The organism is Aquabacterium parvum, assembly GCF_001447195.1.
Classification (GTDB): Bacteria; Pseudomonadota; Gammaproteobacteria; order Burkholderiales; family Burkholderiaceae_C; genus Aquabacterium; species Aquabacterium parvum.
Window position 1 is genome coordinate 108,726 of sequence record NZ_LFRI01000100.1, and the last position, 19,732, is coordinate 128,457.

At 67.7% G+C, this 19,732-nt stretch carries 13 protein-coding genes; 5 read left to right on the forward strand and 8 right to left on the reverse strand.

Going from position 1 to position 19,732, the window contains the following annotated elements; all coding sequences use genetic code 11:
• Positions 1 to 140: 140 nt before the first annotated feature.
• Positions 141 to 689: an isochorismatase family protein gene (locus tag ABG80_RS03760; RefSeq protein WP_058086430.1), complete on the forward strand. Its 549-nt coding sequence runs from the start codon at positions 141 to 143 to the stop codon at positions 687 to 689.
• A gap of 48 nt (positions 690 to 737) precedes the next feature.
• Here ABG80_RS03760 and ABG80_RS03765 read toward each other — a convergent pair whose 3' ends face one another.
• Genes ABG80_RS03765 through ABG80_RS03780 form a run of 4 tightly spaced genes read right to left on the reverse strand, consistent with a single transcriptional unit; the run spans position 738 to position 7,349 of the window.
• Positions 738 to 1,352, reverse strand: coding sequence for a TetR/AcrR family transcriptional regulator (locus ABG80_RS03765; protein ID WP_058086431.1), 615 nt, complete (start codon positions 1,350 to 1,352; stop codon positions 738 to 740).
• A 32-nt stretch (positions 1,353 to 1,384) separates the two neighbouring features.
• Positions 1,385 to 2,929: an AdeC/AdeK/OprM family multidrug efflux complex outer membrane factor gene (adeC, locus tag ABG80_RS03770; RefSeq protein ID WP_058086432.1), complete on the reverse strand. Its 1,545-nt coding sequence runs from the start codon at positions 2,927 to 2,929 to the stop codon at positions 1,385 to 1,387.
• 1 nt (position 2,930) lies between these two features.
• A complete protein-coding gene (locus tag ABG80_RS03775) occupies positions 2,931 to 6,107 on the reverse strand; it encodes an efflux RND transporter permease subunit (protein ID WP_058086433.1) in 3,177 nt (1,058 codons plus the stop codon).
• A gap of 30 nt (positions 6,108 to 6,137) precedes the next feature.
• Positions 6,138 to 7,349 carry an efflux RND transporter periplasmic adaptor subunit gene (locus ABG80_RS03780; protein WP_058086434.1) on the reverse strand — a complete coding sequence of 404 codons (1,212 nt, stop codon included), beginning with the start codon at positions 7,347 to 7,349 and terminating at the stop codon, positions 6,138 to 6,140.
• Between the two features lie 210 nt (positions 7,350 to 7,559).
• Between ABG80_RS03780 and ABG80_RS03785 the strand changes: the two genes are divergently transcribed.
• From ABG80_RS03785 to ABG80_RS03800, 4 genes are all read left to right on the forward strand, one after another.
• A complete protein-coding gene (locus ABG80_RS03785) occupies positions 7,560 to 8,345 on the forward strand; it encodes a helix-turn-helix domain-containing protein (protein ID WP_058086435.1) in 786 nt (261 codons plus the stop codon).
• Between the two features lie 71 nt (positions 8,346 to 8,416).
• Positions 8,417 to 9,304 carry an SDR family oxidoreductase gene (locus ABG80_RS03790; protein ID WP_083505781.1) on the forward strand — a complete coding sequence of 296 codons (888 nt, stop codon included), beginning with the start codon at positions 8,417 to 8,419 and terminating at the stop codon, positions 9,302 to 9,304.
• Between the two features lie 11 nt (positions 9,305 to 9,315).
• Positions 9,316 to 10,575, forward strand: a complete 1,260-nt coding sequence (locus ABG80_RS03795) for an oxygenase MpaB family protein (protein ID WP_058086436.1) — start codon at positions 9,316 to 9,318, stop codon at positions 10,573 to 10,575.
• Between the two features lie 160 nt (positions 10,576 to 10,735).
• Positions 10,736 to 12,022, forward strand: coding sequence for an O-acetylhomoserine aminocarboxypropyltransferase/cysteine synthase family protein (locus ABG80_RS03800; RefSeq protein ID WP_058086460.1), 1,287 nt, complete (start codon positions 10,736 to 10,738; stop codon positions 12,020 to 12,022).
• Between the two features lie 38 nt (positions 12,023 to 12,060).
• Here ABG80_RS03800 and ABG80_RS03805 read toward each other — a convergent pair whose 3' ends face one another.
• The 4 genes from ABG80_RS03805 to ABG80_RS03820 are packed head-to-tail and all read right to left on the reverse strand — an operon-like array spanning position 12,061 to position 19,729.
• On the reverse strand, positions 12,061 to 12,516 hold the full coding sequence (locus ABG80_RS03805; RefSeq protein WP_058086437.1) for a YeeE/YedE family protein: 456 nt from the start codon (positions 12,514 to 12,516) through the stop codon (positions 12,061 to 12,063).
• Between the two features lie 43 nt (positions 12,517 to 12,559).
• Positions 12,560 to 12,988, reverse strand: coding sequence for a YeeE/YedE family protein (locus ABG80_RS03810; protein WP_058086438.1), 429 nt, complete (start codon positions 12,986 to 12,988; stop codon positions 12,560 to 12,562).
• Positions 12,989 to 13,037: 49 nt separating this feature from the next.
• Positions 13,038 to 16,190, reverse strand: coding sequence for a glycosyltransferase family protein (locus tag ABG80_RS03815; protein ID WP_058086439.1), 3,153 nt, complete (start codon positions 16,188 to 16,190; stop codon positions 13,038 to 13,040).
• Positions 16,175 to 19,729: an eCIS core domain-containing protein gene (locus tag ABG80_RS03820; protein ID WP_058086440.1), complete on the reverse strand. Its 3,555-nt coding sequence runs from the start codon at positions 19,727 to 19,729 to the stop codon at positions 16,175 to 16,177. The genes ABG80_RS03815 and ABG80_RS03820 overlap by 16 nt, the downstream gene beginning before the upstream one ends.
• Between the last annotated feature and the right edge of the window lie 3 nt (positions 19,730 to 19,732).

The window sequence follows — 19,732 nt, forward strand, 5'->3', positions numbered from 1 at the left end:
CCTGCACCGCCCACCAGAACAAACCTCGTGAATCGAAAGGTTCACGGGGTTTTTTCTTGCCAGTCATGGCGACGAAAGTTGCTTGAGCCCCCCATGTGGTGCACACGACGTGCCTTGGCAGCAAGCACTAAGATCCCGCCATGCTGCTGGACCTCAACCGAAGCGCCCTCGTCCTGGTGGACTTCCAGTCCCGCTTGATGCCGGTGATCCACGATGCCGAGCGTGTGCTCGACGGCGCCGTTTTCCTGGCGCGCACGGCCCGTGAGCTGGATGTGCCGGTGCTGGGCACCGAACAGAACCCGCGCGCGCTGGGCCCCAACGACCCTCGCGTGAGCGAACTTTGTGACCGCACCTTGCCGAAGGCGCAGTTCAGCGCCGTAGCCGATGGCCTGCTGGCCGAGTTGATCTCGCTGGCGCCCCGTGCGCAGCAGGTGGTGCTGGCCGGCTGCGAAACCCACGTCTGCCTGCTTCAGACCGCGCTGGAAGTCCAGCAGGCCGGCATCCAGGCCTTCGTGGTGGCCGAGGCCTGCGGCAGTCGCAGGCCTGAGGACAAGCGGGCGGCCCTGCAGCGCATGCAGCAGGTGGGTGTGACCTTGGTGTCGGCCGAGATGGTGGCCTTCGAGTGGCTGCGCTCCTGCGAGCACCCCGCCTTTCGGCAGGTGCTCGCGCTGATCAAGGCCAGGCCCTGAGCGCGCGTTGATGCACCGTGATGCACTGCGGCGACGCGAGGTGCGTCATCAAGGCTCGATGAGCACGCGCATCACGCGCTGCATCACCCGCGTGACCGCGAGCTGGTTCAAGTCGGGCTGGCTGACGGTGAGCACCATCAGGCCATTGAACAGCGCACCCACCACCGTGGCGCGAGCTTCGATGTCGTCGGCGGGCAGCGAGTCGGCCGCAGGGCCCAGGGCCATGCGGATGAGCACCATGGCCTTGTTGCGGATCATCGTTTCGCTGCCCACCACGACCTCGGCGAGCTTCGGGTTGCGACTGGCCTCGGCCAGCACCTCGATGTTGAGCACTGCCTCGGCTTCTCGGTTGGGCTCCTGGAAGCTCTCTTCGATGCAGCCCAGCATGGCGCTGGTCACGTCTTCGCCATCCAGCGTTTCCTGGATGCGGCGCACGATCTCATCGCGGTCGCGCTCGACGATGGCCGTGATCACATCGTCCTTGTTCTCGAACAGGTTGTAGATGTGCCCCGGGCTCATGCCTGCGGTTTTGGCGATCTCGGCCATCGAGGCGCCGTGAAAGCCCTTGCGGCGAAAGCACTCGGCAGCGGCATCGAGCACCTGCTGGCGGCGCGCCAGGGCTCGGTCGTTGAGGGCGTGGTCGGGGTTGAAGGCTGCGCACATGGCTGGGAAGGGGGTGAGCGTGAGTTGGGGGCTCAGGACCCCGATTGTCGCTGCGCGGCGGGCAAGGCCATGGTCGTCGTCGATGACGATGACGATGACGATGACGATGACGCGTCGCGCACGCCGCCTCCCAGTACTTTGTACAGGGTGATGCGGTTGACCTGCTGGGACAGGCGCGCCGTGATCAGCCCCTGCTGGGCGCTGTAGAGCGAGCGCTGGGCATCGAGCGTGCTGAGGTAGTCGTCCAGGCCGCGGCGGTAGCGGGCGTCGGACAGGCGATAGGCGTCCTGGCTAGCGGTGACGAGGTCTTGCTGAGCGGCAGTCTGCTCGCCGATGGTGGCGCGCTGGGCGAGTGCATCTGCCACGTCCTTGAAGGCCAACTGGATGGCCTTTTCGTACTGGGCCACGCCGATGTCTCGCTCGACCTCGGCCACCTTCAGGTTGGCGCTGTTGCGCCCGCCGTCGAAGATGGGCAGCGTGATCTGTGGCGCAAAGGACCAGAATCCCTGGCCGCCCTGGAAGAGCTGGTCGAGTGAGGCGCTGGCCGCGCCCGCGCTGCCGGTGAGCGTGATGCGCGGGAAGAACGCTGCACGCGCCGCGCCGATGTTGGCGTTGGCCGCCTGCAAGGCTCGCTCGGCCTGTTGCACGTCGGGGCGTTGCAGCAGCACTTCCGATGGCACGCCGGCGGGCAGGTCTTGGGTGAGCGTCAGCGCGGCCTGGGTGCCGCTGGCGGGCAGCAAATCGGCCTTGATCGGGATGCCCACGAGCAGGGTCAGCGCATTGCGGTCCTGCGCGACGAGGCTGGTGTAGCTGGCGACGTCGGCGCGCGCGGCTTCGACCGTGGTCTGCACCTGGCGCACGTCGAGCGCGGAAGACGCGCCGAACTCGTGGCTCTTTTGCGTGATGCGCAGCGTCTCCTGGCGGCTGGCCAGCGTTTGCTTGGCCAGCTCCAGCCGCTCCTGGTCGGCGGCCAGCGTCAGGTAGGCGGTGGCGACCTGGGCGACCAGGCTGATCTGCGTGCTGCGCTGGGCGTCTTCGGTGGCCAGGTACTGCGCCAGCGCGGCGTCGCGCAGGCTGCGCACGCGGCCGAACAGGTCGAGCTCGTACGCGCTCACGCCGAGCGTGGCGGTGTACTGGCGCGTGATGGTGGGCTCGCCCGTGCTGCTCAGGTCAGCGGGCAGGCGCTGGGCGCTCTGGCCGCCAGCGGCGCTGACGCCAGGGAAGAGGTCGGCGCGCTGCACGCGGAACTGTGCCTGCGCCTTCTCGACGTTGAGCGCGGCCACGCGCAGGTCGCGGTTGTTGTTCAAGGCCTGTTCGATCACCTGACGCAGCCTGTCGTCGGTGAAGAACTCGCGCCAGCCCAGGTCGGCAGCGGTCTGACTGTCAGTGGTTGTTGTTTGGGCTGCCGCTGTGGCGGTGGCTGCCGGCGTCGACGCGGCACCGTCGGACCAACTTGCCGCCACGGGGGCGCTGGGGCGCTGGTAGTCGGGGGCCAGGGTGCCGCAGGCGCTCAGCAGCGCGGCGATGGCGATGGTGCTCAGTGTGAGCACGGAGCGAATGGGGTTGACGTTGTTCATGTCATGCACCTTCCTGGTTGGAGGGGAGGGCGGTCTGCAGGCTTTGCGCGCTCACCGTGGTGGTCGAAGCCTCGTCTCGGCGGCCTGGGAACAGCTTGCGCACCACCACGAAGAACACGGGCACGAAGAAGATGCCCAGCACGGTGGCGGCGACCATGCCGCCGAGCACGCCGGTGCCGATGGCGTTCTGGCTGCCCGAGCCGGCGCCAGTGGCGATGGCCAGCGGCAACACGCCCAGGGCGAAGGCCAGCGAGGTCATCAGGATGGGGCGCAGGCGCAGGCGAACGGCGGTCAGCGTCGCATCGATCAGGTCCTTGCCGTGCTCCATCTGCTCCTTGGCGAACTCGACGATCAGGATCGCGTTCTTGGCCGACAGGCCGATGGTGGTCAGCAGGCCGACCTGGAAGTACACGTCGTTGGACAGCCCGCGCAGGCCGGCGGCCAGCAGCGCGCCGATCACGCCCAGGGGCACGACCAGCATCACGGCGACGGGGATGGACCAACTCTCGTACAGCGCGGCCAGGCACAGGAACACCACCAGCAGCGAGATCGCGTACAGCGCCGGCGCTTGCGAGCCCGACAGGCGTTCCTGGTAGGACAGCCCCGTCCACGCGACGCCCACGCCAGCGGGCAGCTTGGCCGCGATCTCTTCGACGGCCTTCATCGCGGCGCCCGAGCTCTTGCCAGGGGCCGGCTCACCAGCGATCTCGACGGCGGCCAGGCCGTTGTAGCGCTCCAGACGGGGCGAGCCCAGTTCCCAGCGCGCGGTGCCGAAGGCCGAGAAGGGCACCATCTGGCCCCTGCTGTTGCGCACACGCCATTGGTTCAGGTCCTCGGGCTGCATGCGGAAGTTGGCGTCCGACTGCAGGTAGACCTTCTTGACGCGGCCGCGGTCGATGAAGTCGTTGACGTAGGCGCTGCCCCAGGCGGTCGACAGCATGGCGTTGATGTCGGCCACCGAGACGCCCAGCGCACCAGCTTTGGCCTGGTCGACTTCCAGGCGCAGCTGGGGCGAGTCCTCCAGGCCATTGGGGCGCACGCCTGCGAGGTCGGGGTGTTGTGCGGCCATGCCCAGGAACTGGTTGCGCGCCTGCATCAGGGCCTCGTGTCCAACGCCAGCTCGGTCCTGCAGGTAGAGGCTGAAGCCGGTGGCGTTGCCGAGCTCGAGCACCGCAGGCGGCGCGAAGGCAAAGGCCATGGCGTCCTTGAACTGCATGAAGGCGCCCATCGCACGGCCGGCGACGGCCTGCACGCTGTTGGCCGCGCCCTGGCGCTCGCTCCAGTCCTTGAGCTGCACGAAGCCGATGGCCATGTTCTTGCCCTGGCCCGCGAAGCTGAAGCCGGCCACGGTGAAGATCGACTTCACGTTGTCCTGCTCGGCTTGCAGGAAGTGCTGTTCCACGCGCTCGACCACCTTGAGCGTGCGCTCTTGCGTGGCGCCGGCCGGCAGCTGGATCTGCGAGAACAGGATGCCCTGGTCCTCATCAGGCAGGAAGGCGGTGGGCAGGCGCACGAAGAGCACGCCCATGGCGATGACGATGCCGCCATACACCACCAGGTGGCGCCCGCGCTTTTGCAGCATGCGGCCGACCACGCCCTGGTAGCCGTTGGTGGCCTGCTCGAAGCGGCGGTTGAACCAACCGAAGAAGCCCTTGTCGGAAATGTGATGGCCCTTCTCGACCGGCTTGAGCAGCGTCGCGCACAAGGCCGGCGTCAACACCATGGCCACCAGCACCGACAGCACCATGGCCGAGACGATGGTGATGGAGAACTGGCGGTAGATCACGCCCGTGGAGCCACCGAAGAAGGCCATGGGCACGAACACGGCCGACAGCACCAGGGCGATGCCCACCAGCGCGCCGGTGATCTGGCCCATGGACTTGCGCGTGGCTTCCTTGGGAGACAGACCCTCTTCGCTCATCACGCGCTCGACGTTCTCGACCACCACGATGGCGTCGTCCACCAGCAGGCCGATGGCCAGCACCAGGCCGAACATCGTCAGCGTGTTGATCGAAAAGCCCGCCACGGCCATCACGCCGAAGGTGTCCAGCAGCACCACCGGCACGGCGATCGTCGGGATCAGCGTGGCGCGGAAGTTCTGCAGGAACAGGTACATCACCAAAAAGACCAGCACCACGGCTTCGACCAGCGTCTTGACCACCTCGTGGATGGAGACCTCGACGAAGGGCGTGGTGTCGTAAGGCACGACCACCTTCATGCCATGGGGCATGAACTGCTGCATTTCCGCGACCTTGGCCTCGACGGCCTTGGCCGTGGCCAGCGCGTTGGCGCCGGTGGCGAGCTTGATGGCCACGCCCGCAGCGGGCTTGCCGTTGTAGCGCGAGACGGTGGCGTAGCTCTCGGCACCCAGCTCCACGCGGGCGACGTCGCGCAAGCGCACGGCCGAGCCATCGGCCTGGGTCTTGAGCAGGATGGCGCCGAACTGCTCTGCCGTCTGCAGGCGGCTTTGCGCCGTGATGGTGGCGTTGAGCTGCTGGCCTTGCGCGGCGGGCGCGGCGCCCATCTGGCCGGCGGAGACCTGCGCGTTCTGCGCTTGCACGGCCGTGCTGATGTCAGCGGGCGTCAGGTTGAACTGGTTGAGCTTGTTGGGGTCCATCCAGATGCGCATGGCGTACTGCGCACCGAACAGCTCCACTTCGCCCACGCCTTCGACGCGGCTGAGCGTGTCGATCACGTTGGAAGACACGTAGTCGCCCAGGTCGGCATCGTCCATGCTGCCGTCTTCGGACGCGAAGCCCAGCACCATCAGGAAGTTGACGGTGGACTTGACCACCTGCACGCCCTGGCGCTGCACCTCTTGCGGCAACAGCGGCGTGGCGGCCTGCAGCTTGTTTTGAACCTGCACCTGGGCGATGTCCGGGTCGGTGCCCGCTTCGAACGTCAGCGTGATGCCCACGTTGCCGGCCGAGTCCGACGTCGATGCCATGTAGGTCAGCCCGTCGATGCCCTTCATCTTCTGCTCGATGACCTGGGTGACGGTGTCCTCCAGGGTCTTGGCCGAAGCGCCGGGGTAGGCGGTGTTGATGGACACCTGGGGCGGGGCGATGCTGGGGTACTGCGAGATGGGCAGCGTGCGGATGGCCAGGGCGCCAGCCAGCATCACGACGATGGCCAGGACCCACGCGAAGATGGGCCTGTCGATGAAAAAGCGGGACATGGGAGGACTCCTCGTTGCGCGTGCCAGCGATCAGTTCGAGCTGGCGGCGGAGGCGGGTGATGCGGCCGATGCCGGGCGGGCTTCGACGCCTTGGGCGGGCGCGCCTGGCTGCACCTGTTGCAGGCTGTCGACGATGAGCTTGTCGCCGGCCTTCAGGCCTGCGGACACCAGCCACTGGTCACCCACCGACTGCGAGGTCTGAAGCGTGCGGGCCTGCACCTTGCCGTCGGTGCCCAGCACCAGGGCCGTGGCGTTGCCCTTGGCGTCGCGCGAGACGGCGGCCTGTGGCACCAGGATGCCTTGCTCGTTCACGCCCTTTTCGACGACGGCGCGCACGTACATGCCCGGCAGCAGCTGACGCTTGGGGTTGGGGAACACCGCGCGCAGCGTGACGCTGCCCGAGGTGGTGTCCACCGACAGCTCGGAGAACTGCAGCTTGCCTTCGAGCGGGTAGGTGCTGCCGTCTTCGAGCAGCAGCTTGACCTTGGCCTGACCATCGCCGGCGCGCTGCAGGCGGCCTTCGCTGAGGTCGCGCTGCAGGCGCAGCAACTCGGCGCTGGTCTGGGTCACGTCGACGTAGATGGGGTCTAGCTGCTGCACGGTGGCCAACGCAGTGGCCTGGTTGGCGGTTACCAGCGCGCCCGCCGTGACCGCCGAGCGGCCGATGCGCCCGGCGATGGGGGCGCTGACGCGGGTGTAGCCCAGCTCGATTTGCGCAGTGCGCACGGCGGCCTGCGCGGCGGCGACCTCGGCCTGGGCCTGCTTGAGGGCGGCCTGGGCGTCATCACGGGCCTGCTTGCTCACGGCGTCGATGCCGGCGAGCTCGTCGTAGCGGCCGGCCTTGAGCTGGGTGGTCGTCAGGTTGGCCTGGGCCTTGGCCAGGGTGGCTCGGGCGCTGTCCAGGGCCGCCTCGTACGAGGCCGAGTCGACCTGGTAGAGCACCTGGCCGGCCTTGACTTCGCTGCCTTCGGTGAAGGCGCGCGCCTTGACGATGCCGGTGATTTGCGGGCGCACTTCAGCGACTTGGTAGGCGGTGGTGCGGCCGGCCAGTTCGGCCGTGACTGGCACCGGCTTGGGCTGGATGGTCAGCACGGTGACTTGTGGGGCGGCGCCCCCGTGGCCAGCCTGGGCGCCATCGGCCTGGCCCTTGCCGCAACCGGCGAGCACCAGGGCGATGGCCAGGGCGGCGGCGGTTGTCAGCCAGGGGGTTTGGGGGTGGGGGAACAGGTTGGACGTGGACATGAAGGGCCTCGGACGGTGCCCGATCAGCATTTGAATCGAGCAATGAATGAACGTTCATTCATTTTTGTGCGGCGCAGGGAAGATGTCAACCCTGCGAGCGGGAAAACCTCATGCGCCCTGAGTCCTTTTCCACAGCCACGCGGGTCACGGCGTGAGTTGTCCTGGGCAGCCTCGGGTCGGTGCGGGCCTTGAATCGTCGAAAATGCGCACATGGACCCAGCCAGCGCCTTGTTGTACGTTTCGACCGAGCGGGTGCTGTATCGGGGCCCGCTGGGCAAGCCGCGCACGCGCAAGTTGGCGGCTGTGGCTTGGTACGTGCCCATCGAGGGGGCGCTGAGCGTGACAGCCCCTGGCGCCCAGGCTTGTTCTGGCTCACAGGCCGTTTGCGTCTCAGCGGGCACGCCCCACGAGGTTCACACCGATTCGGGACACATCCTTTGTTTCCTCGTGGAGTCTGAGTTCGCCGATGCGTCAGGTGCTGTCGGCCTGCCCCTGTCGGTGCATGGTTTGACGCCGCTTGAGCAGGCGTCGTTGTCCGCGCTGGACGCGAGCCAACTCAGCGCTTGGCGACAAGAGGGGCGTTGCATCGACGCGGAACTGGACCGCCTGGCATTGGGAAAGGTTCTGTCCAGGCGGGAGATCGATGATCGAATTGCCGATGTCGTGCAGCGTGTCCGGCTTGATCCAGCCCTTTCCTGGCAAGCGACCGATGCAGCCACGCACTGCGGGTTATCGCCATCACGCTTCATGCACCTGTTCAAGGCTGAGCTGGGCATGGGCTGGCGAGATTTCCGTGCCTGGACGCGGGCGAGGGCCTTGCTGGCCTGCGTTCACACGGGAGAAAACCTCACCCAGTTGGCGCTGTCCCTGGGCTACCCCGACGGCACCCACTTCAGCCACGCGATCCGCCAGATCACCGGGCTGCGGCCCAGCGACATCATCTCGGGCTCGCGCCACCTCAGTGTCTGGAACGAGTCAGGGCTTACCCCAGCGTAGCCAGTTGACGCAAGCCGGGGCAGCCTCACCCGGCTATGGTTCGGCCCTGATCTGACTTTTCCCGCGTCCAAATGGCCACCCTGCAAGGCAAGACCCTCTTCATCAGCGGCGCCAGCCGCGGCATCGGCCTGGCGATCGCGCTGCGCGCCGCACGCGACGGCGCCAACGTCGTCATCGCGGCCAAAACCGCCGAGCCTGACCCGCGCCTGCCCGGCACCATCCACACCGCGGCCGCCGAGGTCGAAGCCGCCGGTGGCCGAGCCCTGGCCCTGCAGGTCGACATCCGCGACGAAGACGCCGTGCAGGCGGCTGTGGCCCGTGCGGCCGAGCACTTCGGCGGCATCGACATCCTGGTCAACAACGCCAGCGCCATCAGCCTCACCCGCACGCTCGACACGCCGCTCAAGCGCTACGACCTGATGATGGACATCAATGTGCGTGGCAGCTTTGTGTGCGCGACGGCTTGTCTGCCGCACCTGCAACGCGCGGCCAATCCGCACATCCTGTCGCTGTCGCCGCCGCTCAACCTCGACCCCAAGTGGCTGGGCGTGCACGCGGCTTACACCACGTCGAAGTACGCGATGAGCCTGATCGCGCTGGGCCTGGCCGAAGAGCTCAAGGCCCAAGGCATCGCGGTGAACACGCTGTGGCCGCAGACCATCATCGCCACCTCGGCGCTGAACGTGGCCAACGTGGGCTTGGGCGAGATGGGCCGCAAACCGGAAATCATGGCCGACGCCGCCTGGCATGTGCTCACCGCCGACTCGCGCTCGCTGACGGGGCGCAGCCTCGTCGACGAGGCCGTGCTGCGCCAGGCCGGTGTCACCGACTTCTCGGGCTACCTGGTCAAGCCAGGCGCCACGCCCATCATCGACCTCTTCCTGGATCCCTCGGAGGGGCCTGTGAGCGATGCTGCCCTGCGCGCCGCTGCTGCGGTGGCACCCGGCCAGTCCCGCTGAGGAGCCAGACCATGAGCGCTTTCCAACCAGGTCCCGTCTCCGCATTCCCCTCGCGCCACGGCAGCGAGGTGGCGCGTGCCCGCCGCGCGGCGCGCCTGATCGTCGGTCAAATGCCACCGGGCGTGTCTGCCGAACCCACCGAAGCCGAATGGGCGAAGCTGGGGCAGGGCTTGCTGCAAGGCGACCCGCTGGCAGACGCATTGGTGGCGTGGATGCAGGCCAGCGGCATGCGCGCCGCCTGGGCCCAAGTCAATCAGGCCATCGAAGGCGGCTTGGCCGCTGTGCCCGATGCCCCGTCTGCTTTGCGTGCCTTTTTCGAGCACGTCGAGCGCCTGCCTGATTGGGTGGACGAGCGGTTGCTGACCCGTGGCGCCCATGTGTGCGGGCTGGGCGGTCGCGCCGGCATGCGGGCCCTGGCCGTGACGGGCCTGATGGCCGGCTACCAGCTCGCTGCCGTCAACCAGACCTTGCTGGCCACCGGCGCGCTGGAGAAGGGTGCTGCCCGCCGCATCGCCGAGACCACCAAGTGGTGGATCGACGTGACCGAGCCTGGCGCCATGCTTCCCGGTAGAGACGGCTTCAAGAGCACCTTGCGCGTGCGCATCATCCATGCGCTGGTGCGCCACCACGTCTCACAACAAACCACCTGGGACGAGGCCGACCTCGGCGTGCCCGTCAACCAGACGGACATGCAGGCCACCTACCTGGGCTTCAGCGTGGTCTACCTGCTGGGCATGAAGCTGGTGGGCATCCCGCTCAGCCGCGAAGACAAGGCCGCCGTCATGCACCTGTGGCGCTGCATCGCTTGGGTCAATGGCGTGGACGAGAGCCTGCTGCACGACCTGGCCGATGGCGAGCGCTCGGGCATGGCCTGGTTGTTCAAGAACCTGCTGAGCCAGCGCATGGCCGACGCCGACAGCGCCCGCCTGGCGCAGGCCCTGGCCAACGAGCCGCTGCACCGCCACTACCCGCGCTGGGGCTGGTTGATGGGGCACTTCAACCGGTCGATGCAGCTGAGCATCGCGCGAACCTGCATGGGCAACGAGACGCTGCGCGACCTCGGCCTGCCGGTGTGGACGTTGCCCTGGTACCCGCTGTGGATGATGGTGTTCAACCAGGCCTTGCACCGCGTGGCACGGCTGTCACCGGGTGGCAAGGTATGGTTGATGAAGCGGGGCAGGGCGCAGCAGCGCGATTACCTGCCAGTGCTGTTTGGTGAGCAAGCGCCGGCGCTGCGGGACGTGGGGGCGGTCAAGGCGGGTGTGCATTGAGGCGCCCGCACGTCGTGTCTTGTTGACAAGGTTTTCGGACGCGCATGGTTTGGCTGTCCAGGGGCATGTGGCCAGCGCATGCCCTTCCTTGATCTCCTCACTTGGCAAGCCTGGCTTCATCCGCTACGGTGGCGGACCGTTCGCCCAAGGAGAAAGCCAGATGAGCCAGGAAAACTGGAAATTCGAGACCCTGTCCGTGCACGCCGGCTACTCGCCGGACCCCACCACCAAGTCGGTGGCCGTGCCCCTGTATCAGACCGTGGCTTACTCCTTCGACAGCGCCCAGCACGGCGCCGACTTGTTCGACCTCAAGGTGGCGGGCAACATCTACACCCGCATCATGAACCCGACGACCGATGTGCTGGAAAAGCGCATCGCGGCGCTCGAAGGCGGCATCGGCGCGCTGGCCCTGGCATCGGGCCAGGCGGCCGTCACCTACGCCATCCAGACCATCGCCGAAGCAGGTGACAACTTCGTCTCGTCCACGGCTTTGTACGGCGGCACCTACAACCTGTTCGCGCACACGCTGCCGCAGTACGGCATCACCGCGCGCTTCGCCGACCACCGCGATCCCGCCAGCTTCGAAAAACTGATCGACGAGCGCACCAAGGCCATCTTCGTCGAGTCGCTGGGCAACCCGTCGGGCGCCATCACCGACATCGCGCGCATCGCCGAGATCGCGCACCGCCACGGCGTGCCGCTGATCGTCGACAACACCGTGCCTTCGCCTTACCTGTGCCGGCCCATCGAGCACGGTGCCGACATCGTCGTGCAGTCGCTGACCAAGTACATCGGTGGCCATGGCACCAGCATCGGCGGCGCCATCATCGACTCGGGCAAGTTCCCCTGGGCACAGCACAAGGCGCGTTTCAAGCGCCTGAACGAGCCCGACGTGAGCTACCACGGCGTGGTCTACACCGAGGCGCTGGGCGCGGCGGCCTACATCGGCCGCGCGCGCGTGGTGCCGCTGCGCAACATGGGTGCGGCGCTCTCGCCCTTCAACGCCTTCCTGATCCTGCAGGGGGTGGAGACGTTGGGTCTGCGCATGGACCGCATCAGCCAGAACACGCTCAAGATCGCGCAGCACCTGCAAAAGCACCCGCGCGTGGAGTGGGTCAACTACGCGGGCCTGCCCGATCACCCCGAGCACCACCTGGTGCAGAAGTACCTCTCGGGCCAGGGCTCGGGCGTGCTCACGTTCGGTGTGCCGGGTGGCCGCCAGGGTGGTGAGCGCTTCCTGGATGCGCTGCAGCTGTTCACGCGCCTGGTCAACATCGGCGACGTGCGCTCGCTGGCCACGCACCCCGCCTCGACCACGCACCGTCAGTTGGCGCCTGAGGAGCTGGCCAAGGCCGGTGTGGGCGAAGACACGGTGCGCCTGTCGATCGGCATCGAGCACATCGACGACCTGCTGGCCGACCTGGACCAGGCGCTGGCCAAGGCCTGATGGCCGATGCAGGGGGAGGGCTCGTGCCCCCTGCCTGTTCAGCGCGGGCGGTTGGTCTGCTTTTGCAGCCAGGCGCCCGCCAGCATGGCTGGCACGAACACCCACACCTCGGTGTTGCCGGCCAGCAGGCTGGTCAGCGCGGGGCCCGGGCAGTAGCCGGCCAGGCCCCAGCCGATGCCGAACAGCGCGGCGCCGCCCAGCAAGCGCCGGTCAATGGCCTTGTTCTGCGGCAGGTGAAACACCGCGTCGCAGACCGGGGCCTGGCGCTTTTTCAGCAGCCATTGAAAGCCCACCAAGCTCACCAGCACGGCGCCGCCCATGACGAAGGCCAATGCCGGGTTCCAGGCACCGGCCACGTCGAGGAAGGCCTGCACCGTGAGCGGGTCGGTCATGCCCGAGAGCGACAGACCCCAGCCAAAGAACAGGCCCGTGCCCAGGGCAATGAGGAAGCCGTGCCAGGGGTGGGCGTTGGTGGGATGCGGGTGGCGGGTCATGGGGGACTCCGTTGAAGCGGGCGGTTGGCTGGTTCGGCGGCGTTCAAGTCAGCAAGTGGCGCATCGCGAACACCGTGAGCCCGGCGGTCAGCATGAAGGTGGCCACGGCCGCGAGCGATCGCAGCGACAAGCGGCCCAGTCCACACACGCCATGCCCGCTGGTGCAACCGCTGCCCAGCGAGGTGCCGAACCCCACCAGCAAGCCGGATGCGATCAGCAACGGCACGTTGCTGGCCCGCTCAGGCTGCGAGGGTTGTCCGGTCCATTGCGTCCACACCCAGCCCGCGGCCACCAGCCCAAGCACAAAGCCAGCGCGCCAGAGGTTGGCGCTGTTCCAGTTCGGGCGGTCCATCAGGCCGAAGGCGATGCCACTGATGCCGGCGATGCGTCCCAGGCCAATGAGCAGCAGCACCGAGGCAGCGCCGATCAGCAGGCCGCCAGCCAGCGGCGGCAGGAAAACGGACAGGTCCATGGCGGGTCTCCACGCAGGGTGAGGCTTGATACCCTTGGGAGTATATGATCTACCCGGGGATTTTGCCAACAGGGGGGCGCAGGACACCGATGCCGCCCCAGGTGGGGGCCCCAGTGGGCACGTTGGCAATGCATGCTTCATGCGGCAGGCGGGCCTTCCAGCGGGTCCACACCCGGCTGACGCAGCAACGCGAAGCCGCGTGCCAGTCGGAATCGACGATGTCGTGCAGGGCAATGTGGCGCGCCCCCAGGCGCAAGGCCAGTTGCACGTCGGCCTCGCAGTCGGCGTCGCCGTGCAGGCCATCGATGAACACGGCATCGACCTGCTCGGGCAGGGCTGCCATCGCTGCTTGGCGGACATCGGCGTCGGCTTGGGTGGGCAAGCGATGGACCTGCAGGGCCAAGCCGCGCTCGGTCGCCACGCGCTGCACGTGCCAAGCCACGCCGTCCTGGCCGTCGCCGATGATCAGCAGGTGACGGGGGCGGTCGTTCATGAGCTGATCGAGCCACCAGCCGAACTCTTGCGGGTGTTGCTCCAGACGGGGCTCGTGGTGGCCCTCGAACGCCGATGGCTTGAGCAGGTCAGCCGGTGGGGGCACGGGCTTGAGGCTGCGCCGCCAGCGCTCGAAAGCCGGGTTGCCGCGTGTGGCCCAGAAGCGTTCTCGGTAGGGCAACTCGCGCAACTGGTCGAGCAGCAGGCAGCCGGTTTCCTGCTGGGTGAACAGCATGCCGGGCCAGGCCTCGACGCCACCATAAAAAGCGGGCACGTCCTGCCAGGCGCGCTGGAAGACGGCGTCGTGGCGGAACCAGAAACAGGTGCCGCTGTAGTGCCAGTCGCCGACGTGCTGGTGGTTGGCGAAGCGGCCGGGGCGGCGCAGCAGGCCGGTCATCGCGTGCTGGTCAAGCTGCGCGCGGATGGTGGGCCAGTGGTCCAGCGTCACGGCCATCTGCACCTCGGCCCAGCGCTTGACGGCGGGCGGCCAGGTGGGCTCGTACTTCACGCCTTTGGCGTGGGCGTAGAAGGCCACGTCGTCACGGTGCTCGCGCGCCAGTTCGGCCAGCATCAGCGGGAAGGTGATGGACTCGCCGCCTTGTGCGTTGGGGCGCACGATGAACTCGACGCCATGGCCTGCGAAAGCGGCTTGCACGCTGGCGAGGTCTTCTGTGCGTTCGTCCGTGACGATGGCCACCAGGCGGCGGCCGTTGAACAGGTCGATGCGTTGCAGCAGCAACTCGACGTTCCAGCGCCAGGTCTCGCCCTTGACGGGCCACAGGTGGTACATCAGGTGCCGGCGAGGGGCAGCGACGAGGGGTGGCAACGCAGAAGGTGCGGGGCGGGTCAGGTCCTGCCGACGTTCGGGTGTCGGGGGGCGAGAGATTGGGGGGCGAGAGGTCGGGCGAAGTTGCTGCGTTGGCTTGAGCGGGGCAGATCGACCAGTGTCTGGGCCCAAGGCCGCTGGCCGCTCACCTGGCACGGCGATGCCCACGGACAGCGCCAGGGCCTGAGCCAGTCGGTCCGCGTAGCGGTGTTGCCCGAGGGTTTGCTGACAAGCGCGCAGCCGCCTCTCGCGCTCTCCGGCGTCGTCCAGCAGGCGCTGCACCAGCGGCACCAGCTCGTCTTCGTGATCGAACACGGGCAACTCGGGGAAGGTGGTGAGCACGCCATCGCGGCGTTCCGAGACCACCAAGGCCCCGCAGGCCAGCGCCTCGAAAGTGCGCGGGCTGGGCGATTGCTCGCGGGTGCCTTGCGCGTTGAAGTGGTGCTGGTCGCGGTAGATGTGCAGCACCAGATAGGTCTGGCGGTAGAGCTCGGCCGTGCGCTGGTGCGCCACGCGCTGGGCCAGGCACAGGCGCCTGAGCACGGGCGAGTGCCAGGGTCCGCCTACCACGTAGCTCAGCAGGCCGGCTTCGGCCAGGCGCAGCAGCATGCGTTCGCGGCTGGGGTTGGCTCCGCCGATGAAGCCCACGCGGTGGCGACGTGGCAGGCCAACCTCAGCGGTGACAGCGTCTGTTGCGCTCACGCGCTCGGTCGCATCGTGGCAATGCACCGGGTCGTGCGCCATGGGCAGGTGGTGTGCGGTGGTGCCTGGGCGCTCGTGTCGCGCCAGCGTGCCCGGGTCGTTGACAAACACGGTGTCGAAGTGGTGCGACCAGCTCGATGTGTCATCGACCTCGTAGGGCTCATCGACCAACCAGACAGCGGTGTGCCACCTGGCCAGGCGCCGGCCCCAACGCTGTGCAAAGCGCCGGCCATGCACCACCAGAACGAGGTCTGGGGCGAAGGCCGCGATTTTTTCTGGCAGGCGCGGGTCCAGGCAGTCGGCTTCGGCGTGGGCGATGCCGAGTTGGTGCGCGGCGTGGCGCAGGCCGTCTGAGAACACGTCGCCGCAGGTCACGAAGCGGTAGGTGACGACGAACACCCGGGCCGTTCGGGGAGCTGGTTGCAGCGATGTGGTCGGCTGCGCCTGAGGTGTGACCGATGCGATCGGCGTGACCGGCGCGATCGGGTTTTCGGTCGCTTGGGCGCGTGCTTGCAGCAGGGCGGCTGGCCTCGAGCCGGCCGCGAAATCGAGCGCCGACATGCGGCGCAGCCCCTGCAGCCTGCTCACAGGGCTGAGGTTGAACAGCTCGATGCCCTGGCACTGAAAAGCATCGGCCAGCCGTGCGTACTCCTCGTCGATGCGTTGCAGCCTGGCGCTCAGCGGGTGCCTGCCTGTGCGGGCGAAGAAATGGTGATCAGTGAAGTCCACGCCGATCAGGCCGATGCGCCTGGCGCCCATCCATGCGGCCAGGCACACCGCCAGGTAGGGCGAGTTTTGCGTGTGGTGCAGCACGGCTTGCTGGCCGATCTCGGTGCCGCCGTGGCGACCGAGTTGAAAGCGCACCACCGGCGGCGCCACCGGGCTCAGGTCCAACTGTGTGAACAAGGCTTGTGCCCGCGATTGCCTCACGAAGTTGAAGCGGTCACCCTTGAACTGCCGCGCCGGGTTGAGAACGACCAGGTAGGTCGGATCGAACAGGCGGCCGACGTCGTTGACGCCGATCGTGGTCAGACCCAGTTGCGCCACCTCGGGGGTGAGGGAGCTGCCGCAGCCGCAGACGATGATGGACTCGCCCGCATGGCGATCACGCCAGTTCGCCAGTCCTTCAGACCGGGCCTGGCTGTCAGGGATCAGGTCGCAGGTGCTCAGTCGAAAGACCATGACGCTCGGTTGACTTGGTTGAGGCGCCGGGTCTTGTCTCCGGCGACCCAGTTGGGGTTGCTTTCGATCAGGTGGACGATGACGCCGAGACTGGAGATGCTGCCGCTCGTGACCTGCAGCACGTGGTTGATGGTGGTGTTGTCAACGGCGGCGTGAGCCAGTATTTCGGCGCGCTGGGGCGGCGTCAGTGTCCGCAGTTGGTTGATCGCGATGGTGTTGCGCTGAGGTTGCGTCAGGGTGTGCGAGTAGGTCTTGACCTCGGGACCCCGTGTCACGGGTGCCCAGCGATCGCGCTGTGCTTCCATGGGACCTCCTTGGGCTCTCACAGCAGAGAAGAATCGGTTGTCCAGTGGCGTGGCGGTGACGGTCATCCACACTGGCCTGGGGGCGCCTGCGCCACTGCTCACGCCAGCGATGCCGCGCAGGTGCTGCTCGAGGTTGTCGCTGAAGTGCGCATTGTCATCGGCGTGCGCGGGGATCAAGTTGGACTCCACGGCTCGCCCGCCCAGGCCCTCGTTGAGGAGGTGGTAGGCCACCCAGCGGTTGCGAATGCCCCAGCCCGACAGCATCGGCAAGGCGCCTTGCAAGGTACCTCCGGCTCGGGTGTAGACGCCGGCCTCTTCGCCTCGTGGGCTGGCGCGGTGCATGTAGCCCTCCATCCGGATCGTGCTGCCTCGGCTGCCGGAGAACGCGGGGGTGACGGTGAACGGTTGAACGGGTGGGGTGGATCCAAAGCCGACCGTTCTCAAGTGCGTTCTCAAGGTCACCATGTGCCCGGTCAGTTGCTGTTGATGAGGGCGGTTGTCGGCCGGGGCTGCAGCGGTGGCCCGGCGGGTGTTGACCAGGTTGTTGATCAGCTGGATGACCGCTCGCGCATCTCGAATGGCCTGCAACTTGGCGGCCTTCTCTGGACTTGTGCCAGGGGTTCCGTTCAACTCGCTTTCGCGGCGCGTGAGGAAGCGGCCGGCCTCTTCCGGGTTGCTCGCGACGATCAGTTGGGGGCGCTCAGGCTGGTCACCCATGTAGACACTGTGCTCCGCCCCACGTTCGTCCTGGAATCCCTGTCGCATGCCTTGCCACCAGGCCCCAATGCGACCTGCGACCGATCGGGCTCCGCTCACGATGGCACCGCCCAGGCGGACTGCCTGTTGCCTGATCCATTCGACCGCCCGGTCCAGCATGCGGTCCACGCCGCCTTGCAGGTTGCGGATGGTGGTCTGCACCTGCGCGCCCACGTCGCCCAGGCCGATGAAGCGCGCCAGGAAGTCGAGGATGACGGGGATGGTGCGCGCCATCGTGCGCTCGACGAAGTTGGCGGCCGAGCCGATGGCACCCGACGCGATGGCCGAGACCGAGTCGAGGATGGACTCGACCAGGTCCATGATCTGGTTGATGCGCTGGATGAAGAACTGGATGGTGGTGTAGGTCTTGATGATGGCCTGGATGACCGCGCCCACCGGGCTGAGCAAGGACAGCAACTGCTGGATGCCCGCCTGCACCAGGCGCTGCTGGATGAAGCCCTTGATGGCACCCAGGGCCGACTCTCGCAGGTTGCCGAAGAACTCGCTGACGCGCTCGCGCAGCGTGGCGACCAGGCCGCGGTCGCGCACGTCGCGGATGAACTGCAGGCCGCGCTCCATGGCCGCCATGGCCGGCTCGCCGATCAGCGTGACGAGTTTTTGGCGCACGCGCTGCCAGCTCAAGCCCAGGATCTGCAGCACGAACCAGATGATGCCTTGCAGGTCCCAGCGCTCGGGCATCTGGATGCCGGCGCGCGCCACCGGCCCGGTCAGCCAGGCGATGACGCCGTCGCGCAGGTGGGTGAGGATGCGGGTCATGAACTGGCGCACGCCCCGGCCCACTGCGCCGAGCAGGTTGCGCAGGAAGCCCACCGGGTTCTGGATGATGGTCACGAAGGTGGCGCGCATCCGCGTGAGGATGCTCAGGATGCGCCGGCCGCCCGCGCCCATCGCCGCTTCGTAGATGAGTTCGAGCAGCTTCATCAGCGCTGCGCCGGCGAAGCCCACCAGGTCGCTCATCAGGGGGCGGAACTGGCCGACGATGCGCTGGATGGTCTCGATCGGGTGCAGCACGTCCGACAGCTGCAGCGAAGCCCAGGCGGCGGTGAAGGTGCCCGCCACGCGGCTCCACGTGAGGTTGCGCGAGCCGGTTTCCTGCTGGAACCAGGCGTAGGCCCGCTCCAGCGCGCCCGACTGCACAAGCTGATCGACCTTCTCGGTGCCTCCGGGGATGAACTCGGCGAAGGCCCGCACCACGTTCATGGCGGTGCGCGGCACGGCGGCGCCGGTGAAGGGGTCGCGGCCCAGCAGCACCGTGACCAGGCCGTAGCCCGGGATCTGCCGACAGAAGTCCGACAGCGGGGTCATGAAGGTCTCTTTCAGCCAGGTGATGGCCTGGGTGATGAGGTTGCCGATGAAGCCTGTGACGCGGTCGATGAGCGGCGTGAAGGTGGCCCGCGCGCGCCGCCACACATCGCCAGGGCTGAAGATGTCCGTCCAGCTCAGCGAGTCGGTGAAGCGAGTGAAGGCGTCGCGGATGGTCTGGAAGTTCAGGCCCAGCGCGGCAGTCTGCACGCCGACCCAATCGGCCACGCGGGTGACGATGCCCTGGCGCTGCAGCACCTGGAACATGAGCTCGCCACCCGGGATCAGGCCGATGAAGGCGCGCAGGATGTTGACCACGTTGCGCTCGACCACGCGCATGTTGATGGGGTTGCGACCGATGATCAGCGTCAGCAGGGTGTAGCCGGGCACGTTGGCGGCCAGCTCGGCCAAGCCGTCGAGGATGTCCGACAGGCCCAGGCGGTGCACCACGTTGCCGCTTGCCGGGCTGAGCTGCTCAGCGGGTGTGGGGCCAGCGGGGCTGAGTTCGCTGCGCTGAACCGCCGCGCGGGGCGATTCACCTTGCTGGATGGTGTGGGCGAGTTCGTGCGCGATGAGCTCGCGACCCTCTGCGGTGTCGGGCGCGTACTGGCCGGCATTGAAGTAGATGTCGCGGCCGGTGGTGAAGGCTTTGGCGTTGAGACGCTGCGAGAGCCGCTGGGCCTGGCCGTCGGTGTGGATGCGCACGCGCGAGAAATCGGCGCCGAAGCGGGGCTCCATGAAGCGACGCAGAGGTACCGACAGGGGCTGGCCGCCGCCACGGCTGGCCTGGATGCGAGCCGTGGTGGGGCCATCGACCGCAGCGTCGCCTTGGCCTTCGCGCTGGATGAGCGCGGCCCCTGCACTGGGTGCCGATGCGCGCGAGAGCAGGCGCGGCGAAGCGACGCGCGAAAGCGAGACGCGTCCTGCGGGTGAGGAGGTTTGCGGACTGGCCGTTGAGGGTGACGGCATCTGCACCACCCGACGTGCCACGTCGCTGGCTTCGCGCTCGGCGGTGTCGTGGGGCGAGGACACGTGCAGGCTGGCGCATTGCACGCGGCCTGCCTCGCTCAGGCCACCTCGGAACGACACTGGCGCGGCGCCAGGTGACGCAATGGTCTCCTGGCGGTGGAGGGTGGGGCTCAGCACGGCGGACATGGC

Bases quoted from the DNA above. Each gene is read 5' to 3' on its own strand.
- ABG80_RS03760 (WP_058086430.1), top strand. From the start codon at position 141: ATGCTGCTGGACCTCAACCGAAGCGCCCTCGTCCTGGTGGACTTCCAG.
- ABG80_RS03765 (WP_058086431.1), bottom strand. From the start codon at position 1,352: ATGTGCGCAGCCTTCAACCCCGACCACGCCCTCAACGACCGAGCCCTG.
- adeC (WP_058086432.1), bottom strand. From the start codon at position 2,929: ATGAACAACGTCAACCCCATTCGCTCCGTGCTCACACTGAGCACCATC.
- ABG80_RS03775 (WP_058086433.1), bottom strand. From the start codon at position 6,107: ATGTCCCGCTTTTTCATCGACAGGCCCATCTTCGCGTGGGTCCTGGCC.
- ABG80_RS03780 (WP_058086434.1), bottom strand. From the start codon at position 7,349: ATGTCCACGTCCAACCTGTTCCCCCACCCCCAAACCCCCTGGCTGACA.
- ABG80_RS03785 (WP_058086435.1), top strand. From the start codon at position 7,560: ATGGACCCAGCCAGCGCCTTGTTGTACGTTTCGACCGAGCGGGTGCTG.
- ABG80_RS03790 (WP_083505781.1), top strand. From the start codon at position 8,417: ATGGCCACCCTGCAAGGCAAGACCCTCTTCATCAGCGGCGCCAGCCGC.
- ABG80_RS03795 (WP_058086436.1), top strand. From the start codon at position 9,316: ATGAGCGCTTTCCAACCAGGTCCCGTCTCCGCATTCCCCTCGCGCCAC.
- ABG80_RS03800 (WP_058086460.1), top strand. From the start codon at position 10,736: ATGAGCCAGGAAAACTGGAAATTCGAGACCCTGTCCGTGCACGCCGGC.
- ABG80_RS03805 (WP_058086437.1), bottom strand. From the start codon at position 12,516: ATGACCCGCCACCCGCATCCCACCAACGCCCACCCCTGGCACGGCTTC.
- ABG80_RS03810 (WP_058086438.1), bottom strand. From the start codon at position 12,988: ATGGACCTGTCCGTTTTCCTGCCGCCGCTGGCTGGCGGCCTGCTGATC.
- ABG80_RS03815 (WP_058086439.1), bottom strand. From the start codon at position 16,190: ATGGTCTTTCGACTGAGCACCTGCGACCTGATCCCTGACAGCCAGGCC.
- ABG80_RS03820 (WP_058086440.1), bottom strand. From the start codon at position 19,729: ATGTCCGCCGTGCTGAGCCCCACCCTCCACCGCCAGGAGACCATTGCG.